The organism is Mycobacterium sp. 134 (assembly GCF_048282715.1).
Classification (GTDB): domain Bacteria; phylum Actinomycetota; class Actinomycetes; order Mycobacteriales; family Mycobacteriaceae; genus Mycobacterium; species Mycobacterium septicum.
Genome location: NZ_JBLVUN010000008.1, coordinates 4323040 through 4338941, shown reverse-complemented (window position 1 = coordinate 4338941; position 15902 = coordinate 4323040). Strand labels below are relative to the sequence as shown.

The window sequence follows — 15902 nt, the reverse complement described above, 5'->3', positions numbered from 1 at the left end:
GATCAGAATACCGGGAGGCCAGAGGATCGCCAAAACGGCCCGTGAACACGACCCCAGGTTGTCCACAGCAGGCGGTGCTCTGATCAAGTTTGTCGCTGTCAGTCGATAGGCTGGCGCCCACGGCGGTGACCGCGGGGGATGGCCGCGGATTTCTGTGGGATCTGATGGGGATTGGGAGGTCCGATGTCGGCTCGGCGGCTGGATGCCCCCGCTCTGCGGGCATGGGCCCACGCCGCCGTCGACGACCTGATCACCCATACCGACGAGATCAACCGGCTCAATGTCTTCCCGGTGGCCGATGCGGACACCGGGACAAACATGCTGTTCACGATGCGTTCGGCATGGGCGCATGTCGACGCCGAGCCTGCCGACGGGGACATCCCCGCAGTGGCCAGTGCGTTGGCGGCCGGGGCGTTGCAGGGGGCCCGGGGGAACTCCGGGGTGATCCTGTCGCAGATCCTGCTCGGCCTGGCCGAGGTCATCACCACCGCGGCGGCCCAGCGTGACGGCGACCTGTCGGCCGTGGATGCCGCGCTGTTCGGAGCCGCGCTGCGCCACGCCGCCGCCTTGGCCGTCACCTCGATGGGTGAGCCCGTGCCGGGGACCATCGTGTCGGTGCTGCAGGCCGCGGCCGAGGCCGCCGCACGCTGCGCGGCCGAGGGCGGTGACGTCGCTGACGCGGCCGCGGCCGCAGGCGAGGCCGCGTCAGCCGCCCTGGATCGCACACCGCAACAACTCGACGTACTGGCCAAGGCCGGCGTGGTCGATTCCGGCGGCCGCGGCCTGTTGGTCCTGCTGGACGCGATGACTGCCACACTGGCCGGGCAATCGCCCCGCCGGCCGGTCTACACCCCGGCCTCGCCGCAGGCCGCGCTTGCCGCCACGGAACTGGCCGCCACACAGGCCCCGCCTCAGTTCGAGGTCATGTACCTGCTGACCGGATGCGGCGCCCCCGCCGTCGAGGGGTTACGGGCCGCACTGGAGCAGATGGGTGAGTCGGTGGCGATCGCCGCTTCCGGCGGTGATCAGTACTCGGTTCACGTCCACGTGGATGACGCCGGGGCGGCGGTCGAGGCCGGGCTCGCGGTCGGGTCCTTGAACCGCATCCAGATCACCGCGTTGACCGTGGCCCCTGGCCTCAGGTCTGCCGGGGGCTGGGCCCGTGAGCGCGCCGTGCTGGCCGTCGTGGACGGGGACGGTGGCGTCGAGCTGTTCGCGGGTGAGGGCGCGCACGTGTTGCGGCCCGACGAGGGCGAGCCCGTCAACGCCCAGCAGTTGTTGCGCGCCCTGGTCGACGTGGGTGCTGCCCAGATCATGGTGCTGCCAAACGGGTACGTCGCCGCCGAGGAACTGGTGGCGGGCTGCACGGCGGCGATCGGGCGGGGCATCGATGTCGTGCCGGTGCCGGCCGGATCGATGGTGCAGGGGCTGGCCGCGCTGGCCGTTCACGACGCGAGCAGGCAAGCGGTCGACGACGGGTACACCATGGCGCGAGCGGCCGCGGGTGCGCGGCACGGCGCGGTGCGGATTGCCACCGAAGAGGCGTTGACCTGGGCAGGTTCCTGTAAGCCAGGCGACGGGCTTGGCATTGCCGGCGATGAGGTGCTGATCGTGGGACCCGACATCACCACGGCTGCCGCCGGGTTGATCGACCTGTTGATGGTGGCGGGCGGGGAACTGATCACGGTGCTGACCGGCGACGGGGTGGACGTCGCCGTGGGGCAGGCGCTGAAGGCTCATGTGCACCGGGCGCACCTCGGCGTCGAGTTGGTGACCTATCACACCGGCCACCGCGGCGACGCCCTGCTGATCGGGGTGGAGTAGTGGTCAATCTCGGCGACCGCCTCGAGTTCGTGATCGGAAAGAAGAACGCGGACAAGCTGAACGCGAATTTCGGCCTGCGTACGGTCAACGATCTGCTGCGGCACTACCCGCGTAAGTACAGCGACGGCATGTCGGTGCGCGGCGAGGGCGAGGCTCTCGACCTGGAGGAGGGTGAGCACGTCACCTTCATCGAGGTTGTCACCGAAACCAAGGTGGGCGACATGAAGCCGACCTTCAGCAAGAAGACGGGTCGGCCGCAGAGCCGAAAGTGGTTGCGGGTCACCCTGGGTGAGCACCGGCCCTCGGTGACGGCGACGTTCTTCAACGCCGGGTGGATGGTCGACAAGCTGGAAACCGGCACCCGGCTCATGCTCTCCGGTGAGGTCAAGTACTTCCGCAATGCGCTTCAGCTGGACCACCCGGCCTTCCTGGTCTTGAATCCACCGCCCGGCAAGCAGATCGGGACCAAGTCGCTCAAGACCATTGCCACCGCATCGGGCGCCACCGGAGAAGAGATGCTCGCGGAGTTCGAGCGGGATTTCTTCCCGATCTACCCGGCGTCGGCCAAGGTACAGACCTGGGAGATCTACGCGTGTGTCCGGCAAACCATCGACATGCTCGACCCGATCCCGGATCCTCTGCCGGAATCCTTTGTCCGCGAACACAATCTGATGTCCGAGGATGCTGCACTTCGAGCCATTCACCTCGCCGAGAACGCCGTTGAACGTGAGCGGGCCAGTGAGCGGCTGACCTTCGACGAGGCGATCGGTCTTCAGTGGGGTCTGGTGGGCCGTCGCTACAGCGAGCTGAGCGAATCCGGCCCTGCCGCACCGCCTGTCGATCACGGACTGGCCGCTGCGATGCGCAGTCGGATGCCGTTCGAGCTGACCGCAGGCCAATCTGAAGTGCTGGAAGTGATCTCGGGCGAACTGGCCTCCACGCGGCCGATGAACCGGATGCTGCAGGGCGAGGTGGGTTCGGGCAAGACCATCGTGTCGGTGCTGGCGATGCTTCAGATGGTCGACGCGGGCTACCAGTGCGCCTTGCTCGCGCCCACGGAAGTGCTTGCTGCCCAGCATGCGCGCTCCATCCGTGACGTGCTGGGGCCGCTGGCGATGGCCGGGCAACTCGGCGGCGCCGAGGCGTCGACCGGTGTCGCGCTGTTGACCGGATCGATGACAGCTCCGCAGAAGCGTGCCGTGCGTGGCGAGGTGGCCTCCGGGCAGGTCGGCATCGTCGTCGGCACGCACGCCCTGCTGCAGGATGCGGTGGAGTTTCACAACCTCGGCATGGTGGTCGTCGACGAGCAGCACCGATTCGGTGTCGAGCAGCGGGATGCGTTGCGTGCCAAGGCCCGTGATGGGCTGACACCTCATCTCCTGGTGATGACGGCCACGCCGATCCCGCGCACGGTGGCACTCACGGTGTACGGCGATCTGGAGACCTCGACGCTGCGCGAGCTGCCCCGTGGCCGTCAACCCATCACCACCAACACCATTTTCATCTCGCAGAAGCCCACCTGGCTGGACCGGGCCTGGGCGCGCATCCGCGAGGAGGTGGGCACGGGGCGACAGGCCTACGTGGTCGCCTCACGTATCGATGAGTCGGACAAACCCGGAGGCGCGAACGACGGGCGCGGCGGCCCGCCGCCCGTCACGGTGGTCGAACTGTTCGACCGGTTGAGCGCGGGCCCGTTGTCCGGGTTGCGGCTCGGGCTCATGCACGGCAGGTTGTCCGGCGACGAGAAGGACGTCGTGATGGGCGCGTTCCGGGCCGGCGAGATCGATGTCCTGGTGTGTACCACCGTCATCGAGGTCGGTGTCGACGTGCCGAACGCGACCATGATGGTGGTGATGGACGCCGACCGGTTCGGCATCAGCCAACTACATCAGCTGCGCGGCCGGATCGGTCGTGGTCAGCATCCCAGCCTGTGCCTGCTGGCCACCCGGCTGCCCGAGACCTCCAAGGCCGGTGAGCGGATCACCGCCGTCGCCGGGACACTCGACGGCTTCGCCCTGGCCGATCTCGACCTCGATGAGCGTCGTGAGGGAGATGTGCTGGGCCTCAACCAATCCGGGCGCACCATCAACCTGCGATTCCTGTCCCTGCGGGACCACCTCGAGGTGATCCAGGAGGCCCGGGCGTTCTGCGAGCAGCGTTACGAGCAGAGTCCGCACGATCCCGGAATGGATCTGCTGGCAGCGCAATTCGTGAACACCGACCGCGTCGAATACCTGGACAAGGCATGACCCGCCGCCGGGTGTGGGGGCTGGCCGCGGCCGTCGCACTCGCGGTGGTGGTCGCCATCCAGGTGACCACGTCGACACCGCACTCCGTCCGGTTCGCCGCCCAGGCGCAACCGCCCAGCATGGCACCCGGGGTCGATCCGCTGGCCGGGGTGTCAGAGTTGCCGGTGCGCGTGCGCGGCAACGACTATCGCCGCGCGGCGTTCGGTGAGGCGTGGGACGACGACAACAGTGCGCCCGGTGGTCACAACGGCTGCGACACCCGCAACGACATCCTCAACCGTGACCTCGTCGACAAGACGTTCGTCGCGATCAAGCGCTGTCCGTCCGCCGTGGCGACCGGCACGCTGCACGATCCCTACACCAATGCGGTGGTGTCGTTCGTACGCGGCAATCAGACGGGTGCCTCGGTGCAGATCGACCACATCGTGCCGCTGGCGTTGGCCTGGGATCTGGGCGCCCGTGACTGGCCCGACGATCTGCGGCTGCGGTTCGCCAACGACCCGGCCAATCTGCTGGCGGTCGCGGGTAAACCCAATCAGGACAAGGGCGATCAGGAGCCCGCCCGCTGGATGCCGCCCAACCGGGCGTTCTGGTGTCAGTACGCGGTGCAGTTCGCCGAGGTGCTGCGCGGTTACACGCTCCCGGTCGACGTCGCGTCGGCCGGAGTTCTGCGTGAAGCCGCGGGCACCTGCCCGAGGGGCTGATTCACCCCGGCGGGCAGTGCCCCGCAAGCGGGAGGGGCCCCAGCTGCGGTACCCGAAATCAGCGGATTCGGGGTGCTTTGGCGTCTGCTTGCGCAGAAAACCTAGCCCGTGAAAGTCGCCGGGTCCGGCCGGAACCGGGTGCCGTCATCGAGGCCGTTGAGGCTGTCCATCTGCTCGTCGGTCAGCTCGAAGCCGAACACGTCGAGGTTGGACGCGATCCGCTCCGCGTTGGTCGACCGCGAGATCACGATGTTGCCCAGCTGGATGCTCCAGCGGATCAGCACCTGCGCCGGGGTCCTGCCGTGCGCGGCGGCGATGGCCGTGACGGCCGGGTTGTCGAGCAGATTGCCGACGCCGAGCGGGCTGTAGGCCTCCGTGACGACGTTGTACTGGGCGTTGGCCGCCCGCCAGGCACTCTGGTTGAGCAGCGGGTGCAGTTCGATCTGGTTGACCGCGGGAGCGACGAACGTCAGGTCGACGATCGTCGACAGATTCTCGGGGCTGAAGTTGGACACCCCGGTGGAGCGGGCCAGTCCCGCCTGCTTGAGCGCCATCAGCCCACCCCAGCTGTCGACGTACTTGCCGATGTCGTTGCCGGGCCAGTGGATCAGGTAGAGGTCCACGTAGTCCAGGCCGAGCCGCTCCAGGCTGGCCCGCCCGGCATCCTGGGAAGACGTGAAACCCTGATCGGTGATCGCCAGCTTGGTGGTGACCGAGATCTCTTCGCGCGGAATGCCCGATGCCGCAATGGCCCGCCCGACGCCGGCCTCGTTGCCGTAGGCGGCGGCCGTGTCGATCAACCGGTGGCCGGCCTCCAGGGCCGCCGACACCACGCGCTCTGCCTCGGAATCCGAGAGTCCGCCGACGCCCAGACCGACGACGGGGATCGTACGGTCGTCGTTGAGCGTGACGGTGGGAATCGCAGCCCCGTCCGAGGAGGTCATGGCACCTATCCTGTGAAGTTGAAGGTTCGCGGATCGGGGCCCAGGCGGGTGTCCGTCTCCAACGAGGCGATGGCCGCCATGTCCGTTTCGTCCAGGTCGAAATCGAACACGTCGAAATTACTGACAATCCGCTCGGGGTTCACCGACTTGGGGATGACGATATTACCCAGATGTATATGCCACCTAATCAGTACCTGTGCGGGGGTTTTACCGTGCCGGTCGGCGATGCCGGTGATCACCGGATCGGCGAGTAACGACCCCTGTCCGAGGGGGCTCCATGCCTCGGTGGCGATGCCCAATTCGGCGTGCACCTCCCGAAGCTCGTGTTGCGGTAGCAGCGGGTGCAATTCGATCTGATTGACCACGGGCACGATGCCGGTGGAGTCGATGAGGACGGTGAGGTGTTCGGGCGCGAAGTTGCTCACCCCGATGGACCGGACCCGGCCCTGATCGCGTAGGTGCGCGAAGGCCTTGAACGTGTCGACGTAGGCGTTGTTGGCCGGCACGGGCCAGTGGATGAGATACAGGTCGAGGTAGTCCACACCGAGCCGATCCAGGCTGGCGTCGAACGCCGCCAGCGTCGAGTCGTACCCCTGGTCGCTGTTCCACAGCTTGGTCACCAGGAACACGTCCTCGCGGGGGACCCCGGATTCGACCAGGCCGCGGCCCGTCTCGGGCTCGTTGCGGTACGCGGCGGCGGTGTCGATGTGCCGGTAGCCTGCCTGCAGCGCCGCGGCCACTGCGCGTTCGGTCTCTTCGGCAGGGGTCTGCCAAACCCCCAACCCGACTTGCGGTATCGAATTACCGTCGTTGAGCGTGACACGAGGACTCACAGAGGGATCAGCCATGACTGAAAGTCTGCCAGCAGGGCAGGCCCGAGGGGGATCTGACGGTCGCCCCGGGGACACCGTCAAACAGCAGTTGCTCGTGCAGGCGACCAAGGTCACGCTGGCCGCGATCCCGCGGATCTCCGACCGGATCAAGCGCCTGTTGCTGGGCGGGCGTTCGGTGACCGTAGACGGCAACACCCTGGACACCACGCTGCAATTCACGCTGGCCGCCGAACATGCGGCCGGGGTGGGAGGCCTGGTCGCCGATCACAGCCCGGAGTCGGGCGTCGCCGTCTCGCGAGCCGCGCTGCGGGCCACCGCAGCCATGATGAAGGTCCGCATCCATGCGGACGTGAGCGAGATTTCGATTCCGGGACCGGCCGGGCCCATCCCGGCGCGACGATATGTCCCCGACGGCACGGGCTCCCCGGCGATATCCGCGCTGTTGCTGTACTTCCACGGCGGCGGCTTCGTGATCGGTGACCTCGACACTCATGACAGCCTGTGCCGGCTGATCTGCCGGGACGGCGGAATTCAGGTGATCTCCGTCGACTACCGGCTCGCGCCCGAGCACAAGGCGCCGGCCGCCGTCGACGACGCGTATGCCGCCTACCGCTGGGCGCTCGACCACGCAGCCGGTCTGGGCGCCACGCGCATCGTGGTCGGGGGAGACAGCGCGGGCGGCAACCTGGCCGCCGTGGTGGCGCAGCAGGCCCGTGATTCCGAGCTGCCGCTGCCTGCGCTGCAGCTGTTGCTCTATCCGGTCACCGATATGTCGAGTGACACGCGATCCAAGACACTGTTCGCCGACGGCTACTTCCTGAGCAAGCGCGACATGGACTGGTTCACCGGGCACTATCTCGACGGTGCCGACGCGACCGCCGATGATCCGGTGATCTCACCGCTGCTGAACGAGGATCTCACCGGCTTGCCGCCCGCGCTGGTGGTCACCGCTGGGTTCGATCCGCTGCGTGACGAGGGCAACCGCTACGCGAGGGCACTGCAGGACGCCGGGGTGGTGGTGGACCTCCGCGAGGAGCGCTCGATGATCCATGCGTTCGCCAACTTCTTCCCGCTGGGAGGCGGTAGCGCCACCGCGACGAGCGCGATGATCTCTGCCCTGCGCGCACATCTCAGCCACGCCGAAAGCTGACCTGGCAGCGCCGGTACGCTTGTCGACGTGGCCAAACCGAAGAAGACCGCGAAGTACGACCTCAAGGCGGCTGACCGCAAGCGCAACCTGTGGGTTCAGATCGGGCTGACAGCCGTTGTGGTGCTGTTCGCCGTCGGCCTGGTGCTCTACATCGTGACGACCGGCCACAAGCGCCCGGCCTCCGGCGAGGCCCGGGCCGTGCATGTGGCGGCGCCCAACGTGATCACCAAAGAGGGCACGACTGAGCCCAAGGTGACGCTGAGCCTCTTCGAGGACTTCCTGTGCCCCGCGTGCGGTCATCTGGAACAGCAGTTCGGCCCCACCATCAACAAGCTCATCGACGCCGGTGCGGTAGCCGTCGACTACCACATGGTGGCGATCCTGGACAAGGCGGGCAACGGCTACTCGTCGCGGGCCGGAGGTGCCGCCTACTGCGTCGCCGACGAGTCCATCGATGCCTTCCGCCGCTTCCACTCCGCGCTCTACACACCCGGAATCCAGCCGGAGGAGGGCAGCGGGGTCTACCCCGACAACGCCCGGATCATCGAGCTCGCGCGCCAGGCCGGTGCCGCCGGTGAGGTGCCCGACTGCATCACCAAGGGCCGCTACGTGGAGATGGTCCAGGGCATGGCCGCAGCCACCGGGATCAACTCGACACCGACCGTTCGGTTCAACGGCGAAGAGTACAACCCGACCACTCCCGATGCCCTGATCGCGAAGGTCAAGGAGATCGTCGGAGACCTGCCCGCCCTGAAGGGCCCGGCCCCGGCCCCGGAGCACCCGCCGCGCCTGCTCCTGCCGCACCGGCCGCGCCCGCTCCCGCAGCGCCGGCACCGGCACCGGCACAGCCATGACCGACACCGCCGCGTCCGAGCTAGACGAGTCGGGGACCGAGAAGGCTCCGGGAGTGGCCGTCGGCAAGGCCGGGGCGGTCTGGATCCTGATTGCCGGTGTCCTCGGTCTGGCCGCCGCGTTGGCGCTGACGGTCGAGAAGATCGAGCTGCTGATCGATCCAAGTTATGTGCCGTCGTGCAGCATCAACCCGGTGATCTCCTGCGGGTCGGTGATGACGACCTGGCAGGCATCGGCCTTCGGATTCCCCAACTCGCTGATCGGGGTGGTCGCCTTCACCCTCACCCTGGTCACCGGTGTGCTGGCCGTGGCCGGTGTTCGGCTGCCCCGGTGGTACTGGTCGGGGTTTGCCGCCGGCACCCTGCTCGGTGCCGTCATGGTGCACTGGCTGATCTTCCAGAGTCTCTACCGCATCGGCGCCCTGTGCCCGTACTGCATGGTGGTGTGGTCGGTGACCATCCCGCTGCTCGTGGTGACGAGCTCCATCGCGCTTCGGCCGCTGCACACCAACGCGGTTGCCCGGGCGATCTATCAGTGGCGGTGGTCGCTGGTGGCGCTCTGGTTCACCTCACTTGTGCTGTTGATCTTGGTGCGTTTCTGGGAATACTGGTCAACGCTGCTGTAACACTTCCGAAATAACTTGTCGGTTAGGTCTACCCGTGATTTCCAAGCTGTTAGTCGCCAATCGTGGCGAGATCGCGATCCGTGCATTTCGTGCTGCCTATGAGATGGGCATCGCAACGGTGGCGGTGTATCCGTACGAGGACCGCAATTCGCTGCACCGCCTGAAGGCCGATGAGTCGTATCAGATCGGCGAGATCGGCCATCCGGTACGGGCGTACCTATCGGTGGACGAGATCATCAGGGTCGCCAGGCATTCCGGCGCGGATGCGGTGTATCCGGGTTACGGCTTCTTGTCGGAAAATCCGGAACTGGCCTCGGCCTGTGCGGAGGCCGGAATCACCTTTGTGGGGCCCTCGGCGCACGTTCTGGAACTGACCGGCAACAAGGCGCGGGCGATCGCGGCGGCGAAGGAAGCGGGACTGCCGGTGCTGGCATCCTCGGCGCCGTCGTCGTCGGTGGACGAATTGGTCGCTGCCGCAGGGGATATGACGTTCCCGCTGTTCGTCAAGGCGGTGTCCGGTGGTGGTGGGCGCGGAATGCGCCGCGTCACCGACCCCGAGGCGCTGCCCGAGGCGGTGGAGGCTGCTTCGCGTGAGGCGGAGTCGGCGTTCGGCGATCCCGAGGTGTACCTGGAACAGGCCGTCATCAACCCGCGCCACATCGAGGTGCAGATCCTTGCCGATACGCAGGGCAACGTGATGCACCTGTTCGAGCGGGATTGCAGCGTGCAGCGGCGGCACCAGAAGGTGATCGAGCTGGCGCCCGCGCCGAATCTGGATCCTGCTCTGCGCGAACAGATTTGCGCTGATGCGGTAGCCCTGGCCCGCCAGATCGGCTACAGCTGCGCGGGCACCATCGAATTCCTGCTCGACGAGCGCGGTCATCACGTGTTCATAGAGTGCAATCCACGGATCCAGGTGGAGCACACGGTGACCGAGGAGATCACCGATGTGGACCTGGTGGGCTCACAGTTGCGGATCGCGGCCGGGGAGAGCCTGGCGGATCTGGGTTTGAGCCAGGACTCGCTGGTCATCCGCGGGGCGGCGATGCAGTGCCGGATCACGACCGAGGACCCGGCCAACGGATTCCGTCCGGACACCGGGCGGATCACCGCCTACCGATCGCCGGGTGGCGCCGGTATCCGCCTGGACGGTGGATCCAACCTGGGTGCGGAGATCTCCGCACATTTCGACTCGATGCTGGTCAAGCTGACCTGTCGCGGACGGGACTTCTCCACGGCCGTCTCACGGGCCCGTCGCGCGCTGGCCGAGTTCCGCATCCGCGGTGTGTCGACGAACATCCCGTTCCTGCAGGCCGTGATCGAGGACCCGGATTTCCGGGCCGGACGGGTCACCACCTCGTTCATCGACGATCGCCCGCAGTTGCTGACCGCGCACACCCCTGCCGATCGCGGCACCAAGATCTTGAACTACCTGGCCGATATCACCGTGAACAAGCCGAACGGGGAACGGCCGACGGGGGTGTATCCGCAGGACAAACTGCCTGCGCTGGATCTGTCGTCGGTACCGGCGCCGGGCTCCAAGCAACGCCTGGTCGAGCTGGGGCCCGAAGGCTTCGCGCGGTGGATGCGTGACAGCAAGGCGGTCGGGGTCACCGACACGACGTTCCGTGACGCGCACCAGTCACTGTTGGCCACCCGGTTGCGGTCCACCGGTCTGCTCAAGGTGGCGCCGTATGTGGCCCGGACGATGCCGCAGTTGCTGTCCATCGAGTGCTGGGGTGGCGCGACTTACGATGTGGCGCTTCGGTTCCTGAAGGAAGATCCGTGGGAGCGGCTGGCCGCCCTGCGGGAGGCGGTCCCCAACATCTGTCTGCAGATGTTGCTGCGGGGCCGGAACACCGTGGGGTACACGCCGTATCCGGAGTTGGTGACCTCGGCCTTCGTGGACGAGGCGACCCGCACCGGGATCGACATCTTCCGGATCTTCGACGCGCTCAACAACGTCGAGTCGATGCGTCCGGCGATCGATGCGGTCCGCGAGACGGGCACGGCGATCGCCGAAGTGGCGATGTCCTACACCGGGGATCTCAGTAACCCCAGCGAGAACCTGTACACGCTGGACTACTACCTGAAGCTGGCCGAGCAGATCGTCGATGCGGGCGCGCACGTGCTCGCGATCAAGGACATGGCCGGGTTGTTGCGTCCGCACTCGGCGCACACGCTGGTCTCGGCGTTGCGGTCGCGGTTCGACCTGCCGGTGCATGTGCACACCCATGACACTCCGGGTGGGCAGCTGGCGACGTACCTGGCGGCCTGGCAGGCGGGGGCGTCGGCGGTGGACGGTGCCGCGGCCCCGTTGGCCGGCACCACCAGCCAGCCGGCGTTGTCCTCGATCGTGGCCGCCGCCGCGCACACCGAGTACGACACCGGGCTGTCGCTGGACGCGGTCTGCGATCTCGAGCCCTACTGGGAGGCGTTGCGCAAGGTCTACGCGCCGTTCGAATCGGGACTGCCCGCGCCGACCGGGCGGGTGTACACGCACGAGATCCCCGGCGGACAGTTGAGCAACCTGCGCCAGCAGGCCATCGCCCTGGGGCTGGGGGACCGGTTCGAGGAGATCGAGACCAACTACGCCGCGGCCGATCGGGTTCTGGGCCGGCTGGTGAAGGTGACCCCGTCGAGCAAGGTGGTCGGGGATCTGGCGCTGGCGCTGGTGGGTGCCGGGGTCAGCGCGCAGGAGTTCGCCGCCGATCCGGCCCGCTACGACATCCCCGACAGCGTGATCGGGTTCCTGCGTGGCGAACTCGGTGATCCTCCTGGCGGATGGCCGGAACCGTTGCGCACCAAGGCACTTGAGGGCAGGGAACCGGCCAAGCCGATTCAGGAGCTCTCGGTCGAGGACGAGGCGCTGCTGGCCGCACCCGGGCCCAAGCGTCAGGCGGCGTTGAACCGGTTGTTGTTCCCGGCGCCGACCAAGGAGTTCGAGGCGCACCGCGAAACCTACGGCGACACCTCGAGCCTGAGTGCCAATCAGTTCTTCTACGGGCTGCGCTACGGCGAGGAGCATCGCGTCGAGCTCGAGCGCGGTGTGCAGTTGCTGATCGGTCTTGAGGCGATCTCCGACGCCGACGAGCGCGGGATGCGCACGGTGATGTGCATTCTCAACGGGCAGCTGCGTCCGATCACGGTGCGTGACCGCAGCATCGCCAGTGAGGTCCCGACGGCGGAGAAGGCTGATCGCAACAACCCGAATCATGTCGCGGCCCCGTTCGCGGGTGTGGTCACCGTCGGTGTCGCCGCGGGCGACACCGTGGAGGCGGGCGCGACCATCGCCACCATCGAGGCGATGAAAATGGAAGCCGCGATCACCGCCCCCAAGGCCGGCACCGTCGAACGCGTCGCGGTGGCTGCCACGGCGCAGGTCGAGGGTGGCGACCTGCTGGTGGTAGTGAACTGACCCGCATCATCGCCGGTGCACTCGGCGGCCGCCGGATTGCGGTGCCGCGCAGCGGTACCCGGCCCACCTCCGATCGGGTCAGGGAGGCGGTGTTCAACGCGTTGACGGCGCGGCTGGATTTCGCGGGATTGTCCGTGCTGGACCTGTACGCAGGTTCGGGAGCGCTTGGCCTGGAAGCGCTTTCGCGTGGCGCGACCTCGGCGACCTTTGTCGAGGCCGACGCGCGCGCGGCCGGCGTCATCACCGGGAACATCGCCTCTCTGGGGGTTCGCGGCGCCACCGTGCGTCGCGGCAATGTGGACACGGTGTTGGCCGGGGGCACCACGCGGCCGGTCGATCTGGTTTTCGCCGACCCGCCCTACGACCTCGACGACGGTTCGGTCGATGCGATGCTCACGGTGTTGGCCGACGCAGGATGGGTGACCGCCGGCAGCGTCGTCCTGGTGGAGCGGCGCGCGTCGAGCCGGCCGGCGAGCTGGCCCGCGGGCTGGGATGAGCTGAGTACCCGTCGATACGGCGATACCCGCGTCGAACTCGCCGAAGTGGGCTAGCGGATTCGTTGATACGGCGGCCTGTACCGTCGTCACCCATGAGTGGCGCGGTATGCCCCGGCTCCTTCGACCCGGTAACCCTTGGCCATGTCGACATCTTCGAACGTGCGGCGGCGCAGTTCGACGAGGTCGTGGTGGCGATTCTCGTGAACCCCAACAAGAAGGGGATGTTCGACCTCGACGAGCGAATCGCGATGATCGTCGAATCGACCACACACCTGCCGAATCTGCGGGTCGAATCCGGCCAGGGCCTGGTGGTCGATTTCGTCAAGGCGCGCGGTCTGACGGCGATCGTCAAGGGGCTCCGCACCGGCACCGACTTCGAGTACGAGCTGCAGATGGCGCAAATGAACAAGCACGTGGCTGGAGTCGACACGTTCTTCGTCGCGACCACCCCGCAGTACTCGTTCGTGTCGTCGTCGTTGGCCAAGGAGGTCGCCTCCCTGGGCGGCGACGTTTCTGCGCTGCTTCCCGAGCCGGTTAACCGCAGGTTGCAGGCCAAACTGAACGGCTGACCCCAGTTGCCGGGCATGGTCCGGCGGCGACACACCGATTGTGCTCCCAAGTCACAGGCGTAACACCAGGCACACTGGTTACTAACAACGACGACCTGGAGGGTTTTGCCGTGTACCGAGTTTTTGAAGCGCTCGACGAGCTCGGCGCGATCGTCGAAGAGGCGCGTGGTGTGCCGATGACCGCCGGTTGCGTGGTCCCGCGCGGTGATGTGCTCGAACTGATCGATGACATCAAGGACGCGATCCCCGGTGAGCTCGACGATGCCCAGGACGTGCTCGACGCGCGTGATTCGCTGCTGCGCGAGGCCAAGGAACACTCCGAGTCGGTGATGTCCAAGGTCAATGCCGACGCCGACGGCATGATCAATCACGCCAGGGGTGAGGCCGATCGCCTGCTCGCCGACGCCAAGGCGCAGGCCGACCGGATGGTCGCCGAGGCCCGTCAGCACAGTGAGCGCATGGTCGGGGAGGCGCGTGAAGAGGCGGCGCGGGTCGCGACCGCGGCGAAGCGCGAGTATGACGCGACCACGGGCCGCGCCAAGGCCGAAGCCGATCGTCTGACCGAAAACGGCAACATCTCCTACGAGAAGGCCGTGCAGGAAGGCATCAAGGAGCAGCAGCGTCTGGTGTCGCAGACCGAGATCGTCTCGACCGCCACCGCCGAGGCCACCCGGCTTATCGACGCGGCGCACGCCGAGGCCGACCGGCTTCGCGGCGAGTGCGACATCTATGTCGACAGCAAACTGGCCGAGTTCGAGGACTTCCTCAACGGCACGCTGCGCTCCGTCGGCCGCGGACGTCACCAGCTACGCACGACCGCCGGCACGCACGACTACGCCACCCGCTGACGACCTTGCGCAGTTGTCGGTGCGCACTGCGTCGTGGCGTGATCTGACGCCGCCGTAGGATCGATGCATGGCGACGCATGCGAAATCAGCTGGACGGGGAGGGCCTGAGAGGCGCTTTGATTCCCGATCGCCGCTGGTGATCGATGTCTCCCGACTGGGCCGGCGCCCGGGCTCGTTCCTGGCCTACCAGGAGACGGTGCCGAGTCCCGTGCGGATCGGCGCCGAGCTGGTCGCCATCGAGAAGGGCGCACCGCTCGACCTCGACCTGCAATTGCAGTCGGTGTCGGAGGGCGTGCTGGTCAGCGGGACCGTATCGGCTCCCACGGTCGGCGAATGTGCGCGCTGCCTGACCGAACTCACCGGTGACGTCGAGATCGACCTCACCGAGCTCTACGCGTACCCCGACAGCACCACCGACGAGACGACCGAGGCCGACGAGATGGGCCGGGTGGGCGCCTCCGGTCATGCCGACACGGTGAACCTGGAACAGCCGATCATCGACGCTGTCGGATTGGCGTTGCCGTTCTCGCCGCTGTGCCGTCCGGACTGCCCGGGACTGTGCCCCGATTGCGGTGTCCCACTGGCCACCACAGAGCCGGGGCACCACCACGACAAGATCGATCCCCGCTGGGCCAAGCTGGCGGCGATGATGCCCGACGACGAGCGCCCCGGGGGCGACGAGTGACCGACGCGACCGACTCGCATGCGGCGCTGCTGGCAGTACTCGGCGTCGACTTGCCCGCCGAATTGCTCACCATCGCGTTGACGCATCGCAGCTACTCCTACGAGAACGGCGGCCTGCCGACCAACGAGCGGCTGGAGTTTCTCGGCGACGCGGTACTGGGGTTGACGATCACCGAGGAGCTCTATCACCGCCACCCCGAACGGTCGGAGGGTGACCTGGCCAAGCTCCGGGCCAGCATCGTCAACACCCAGGCTCTCGCCGATGTCGGCCGTGGGCTCACCGACGGCGGTCTCGGCAGTCACCTGCTGCTGGGCAAGGGGGAGGAGAACTCCGGCGGCGCCGACAAGTCGAGCATTCTCGCCGACGGCGTCGAATCCCTGCTCGGCGCAATCTATCTGCAGCACGGACTGACCACTTCGCGCGAGGTGATCCTGCGGTTGTTCGGCGAACTGCTCGACACCGCCCCGACGCTGGGAGCCGGTCTGGACTGGAAGAGCAGCCTGCAGGAGCTGACCGCCTCCCGCGGCCTCGGTGCACCCACCTACGTGGTGACGTCCACCGGGCCCGACCACGACAAGGAATTCTCGGCGTCGGTGGTGGTGGCCGATGTGGAATACGGCAGGGGCGTGGGGCGCAACAAGAAAGAGGCCGAGCTCAAGGCGGCGGCCGCGGCCTGGAACGCACTCGACAATGCGTGAGCACCG

At 67.3% G+C, this 15902-nt stretch carries 13 protein-coding genes and 1 pseudogene; 12 read left to right on the top strand and 2 right to left on the bottom strand.

Going from position 1 to position 15902, the window contains the following annotated elements:
- The first annotated feature begins 183 nt into the window (after positions 1 to 183).
- The 3 genes from ACNQVK_RS25385 to ACNQVK_RS25375 are packed head-to-tail and all read left to right on the top strand — an operon-like array spanning position 184 to position 4777.
- Positions 184 to 1824 carry a DAK2 domain-containing protein gene (locus ACNQVK_RS25385; RefSeq protein ID WP_418031729.1) on the top strand — a complete coding sequence of 547 codons (1641 nt, stop codon included), beginning with the start codon at positions 184 to 186 and terminating at the stop codon, positions 1822 to 1824.
- Complete coding sequence (gene recG, locus ACNQVK_RS25380; RefSeq protein WP_418031728.1) at positions 1824 to 4073, top strand: ATP-dependent DNA helicase RecG; 2250 nt, start codon at positions 1824 to 1826, stop codon at positions 4071 to 4073. The genes ACNQVK_RS25385 and recG overlap by 1 nt, the downstream gene beginning before the upstream one ends.
- Positions 4070 to 4777: an HNH endonuclease family protein gene (locus ACNQVK_RS25375; protein WP_418031727.1), complete on the top strand. Its 708-nt coding sequence runs from the start codon at positions 4070 to 4072 to the stop codon at positions 4775 to 4777. The genes recG and ACNQVK_RS25375 overlap by 4 nt, the downstream gene beginning before the upstream one ends.
- A 101-nt stretch (positions 4778 to 4878) precedes the next feature.
- Here ACNQVK_RS25375 and ACNQVK_RS25370 read toward each other — a convergent pair whose 3' ends face one another.
- The gene (locus tag ACNQVK_RS25370) at positions 4879 to 5721 is read right to left on the bottom strand and encodes an aldo/keto reductase (RefSeq protein WP_418031726.1); all 843 of its coding nucleotides are present in this window, start codon (positions 5719 to 5721) and stop codon (positions 4879 to 4881) included.
- Positions 5722 to 5726: 5 nt separating this feature from the next.
- Positions 5727 to 6554, bottom strand: a complete 828-nt coding sequence (locus ACNQVK_RS25365; RefSeq protein WP_418034324.1) for an aldo/keto reductase — start codon at positions 6552 to 6554, stop codon at positions 5727 to 5729.
- 13 nt (positions 6555 to 6567) lie between these two features.
- Between ACNQVK_RS25365 and ACNQVK_RS25360 the strand changes: the two genes are divergently transcribed.
- The 9 genes and pseudogenes from ACNQVK_RS25360 (at position 6568) to rnc (ending at position 15896) form a co-directional block, all read left to right on the top strand.
- Entirely contained in the window at positions 6568 to 7704 is a 1137-nt protein-coding gene (locus ACNQVK_RS25360) for an alpha/beta hydrolase (protein WP_418031725.1), read from the top strand.
- A 27-nt stretch (positions 7705 to 7731) separates the two neighbouring features.
- Positions 7732 to 8478: pseudogene (locus ACNQVK_RS25355) on the top strand (DsbA family protein); the annotation flags it as partial.
- 76 nt (positions 8479 to 8554) lie between these two features.
- A complete protein-coding gene (locus ACNQVK_RS25350; RefSeq protein ID WP_418031724.1) occupies positions 8555 to 9181 on the top strand; it encodes a vitamin K epoxide reductase family protein in 627 nt (208 codons plus the stop codon).
- 34 nt (positions 9182 to 9215) lie between these two features.
- On the top strand, positions 9216 to 12599 hold the full coding sequence (locus ACNQVK_RS25345) for a pyruvate carboxylase (RefSeq protein WP_418031723.1): 3384 nt from the start codon (positions 9216 to 9218) through the stop codon (positions 12597 to 12599).
- Positions 12596 to 13150 carry a 16S rRNA (guanine(966)-N(2))-methyltransferase RsmD gene (gene rsmD / locus ACNQVK_RS25340; protein ID WP_418034322.1) on the top strand — a complete coding sequence of 185 codons (555 nt, stop codon included), beginning with the start codon at positions 12596 to 12598 and terminating at the stop codon, positions 13148 to 13150. Before ACNQVK_RS25345 ends, rsmD begins: the two co-directional genes overlap by 4 nt.
- Before the next feature lie 38 nt (positions 13151 to 13188).
- A complete protein-coding gene (coaD, locus tag ACNQVK_RS25335) occupies positions 13189 to 13665 on the top strand; it encodes a pantetheine-phosphate adenylyltransferase (RefSeq protein ID WP_418031722.1) in 477 nt (158 codons plus the stop codon).
- Between the two features lie 110 nt (positions 13666 to 13775).
- Complete coding sequence (gene sepIVA, locus ACNQVK_RS25330) at positions 13776 to 14513, top strand: cell division protein SepIVA (protein ID WP_044517497.1); 738 nt, start codon at positions 13776 to 13778, stop codon at positions 14511 to 14513.
- Positions 14514 to 14580: 67 nt separating this feature from the next.
- Positions 14581 to 15198, top strand: a complete 618-nt coding sequence (locus ACNQVK_RS25325) for a YceD family protein (RefSeq protein ID WP_418031721.1) — start codon at positions 14581 to 14583, stop codon at positions 15196 to 15198.
- Positions 15199 to 15224: 26 nt separating this feature from the next.
- Positions 15225 to 15896 (top strand): ribonuclease III, encoded by a 672-nt coding sequence (gene rnc, locus ACNQVK_RS25320; RefSeq protein WP_418034320.1) that lies wholly within the window; start codon positions 15225 to 15227, stop codon positions 15894 to 15896.
- Positions 15897 to 15902: the final 6 nt, after the last annotated feature.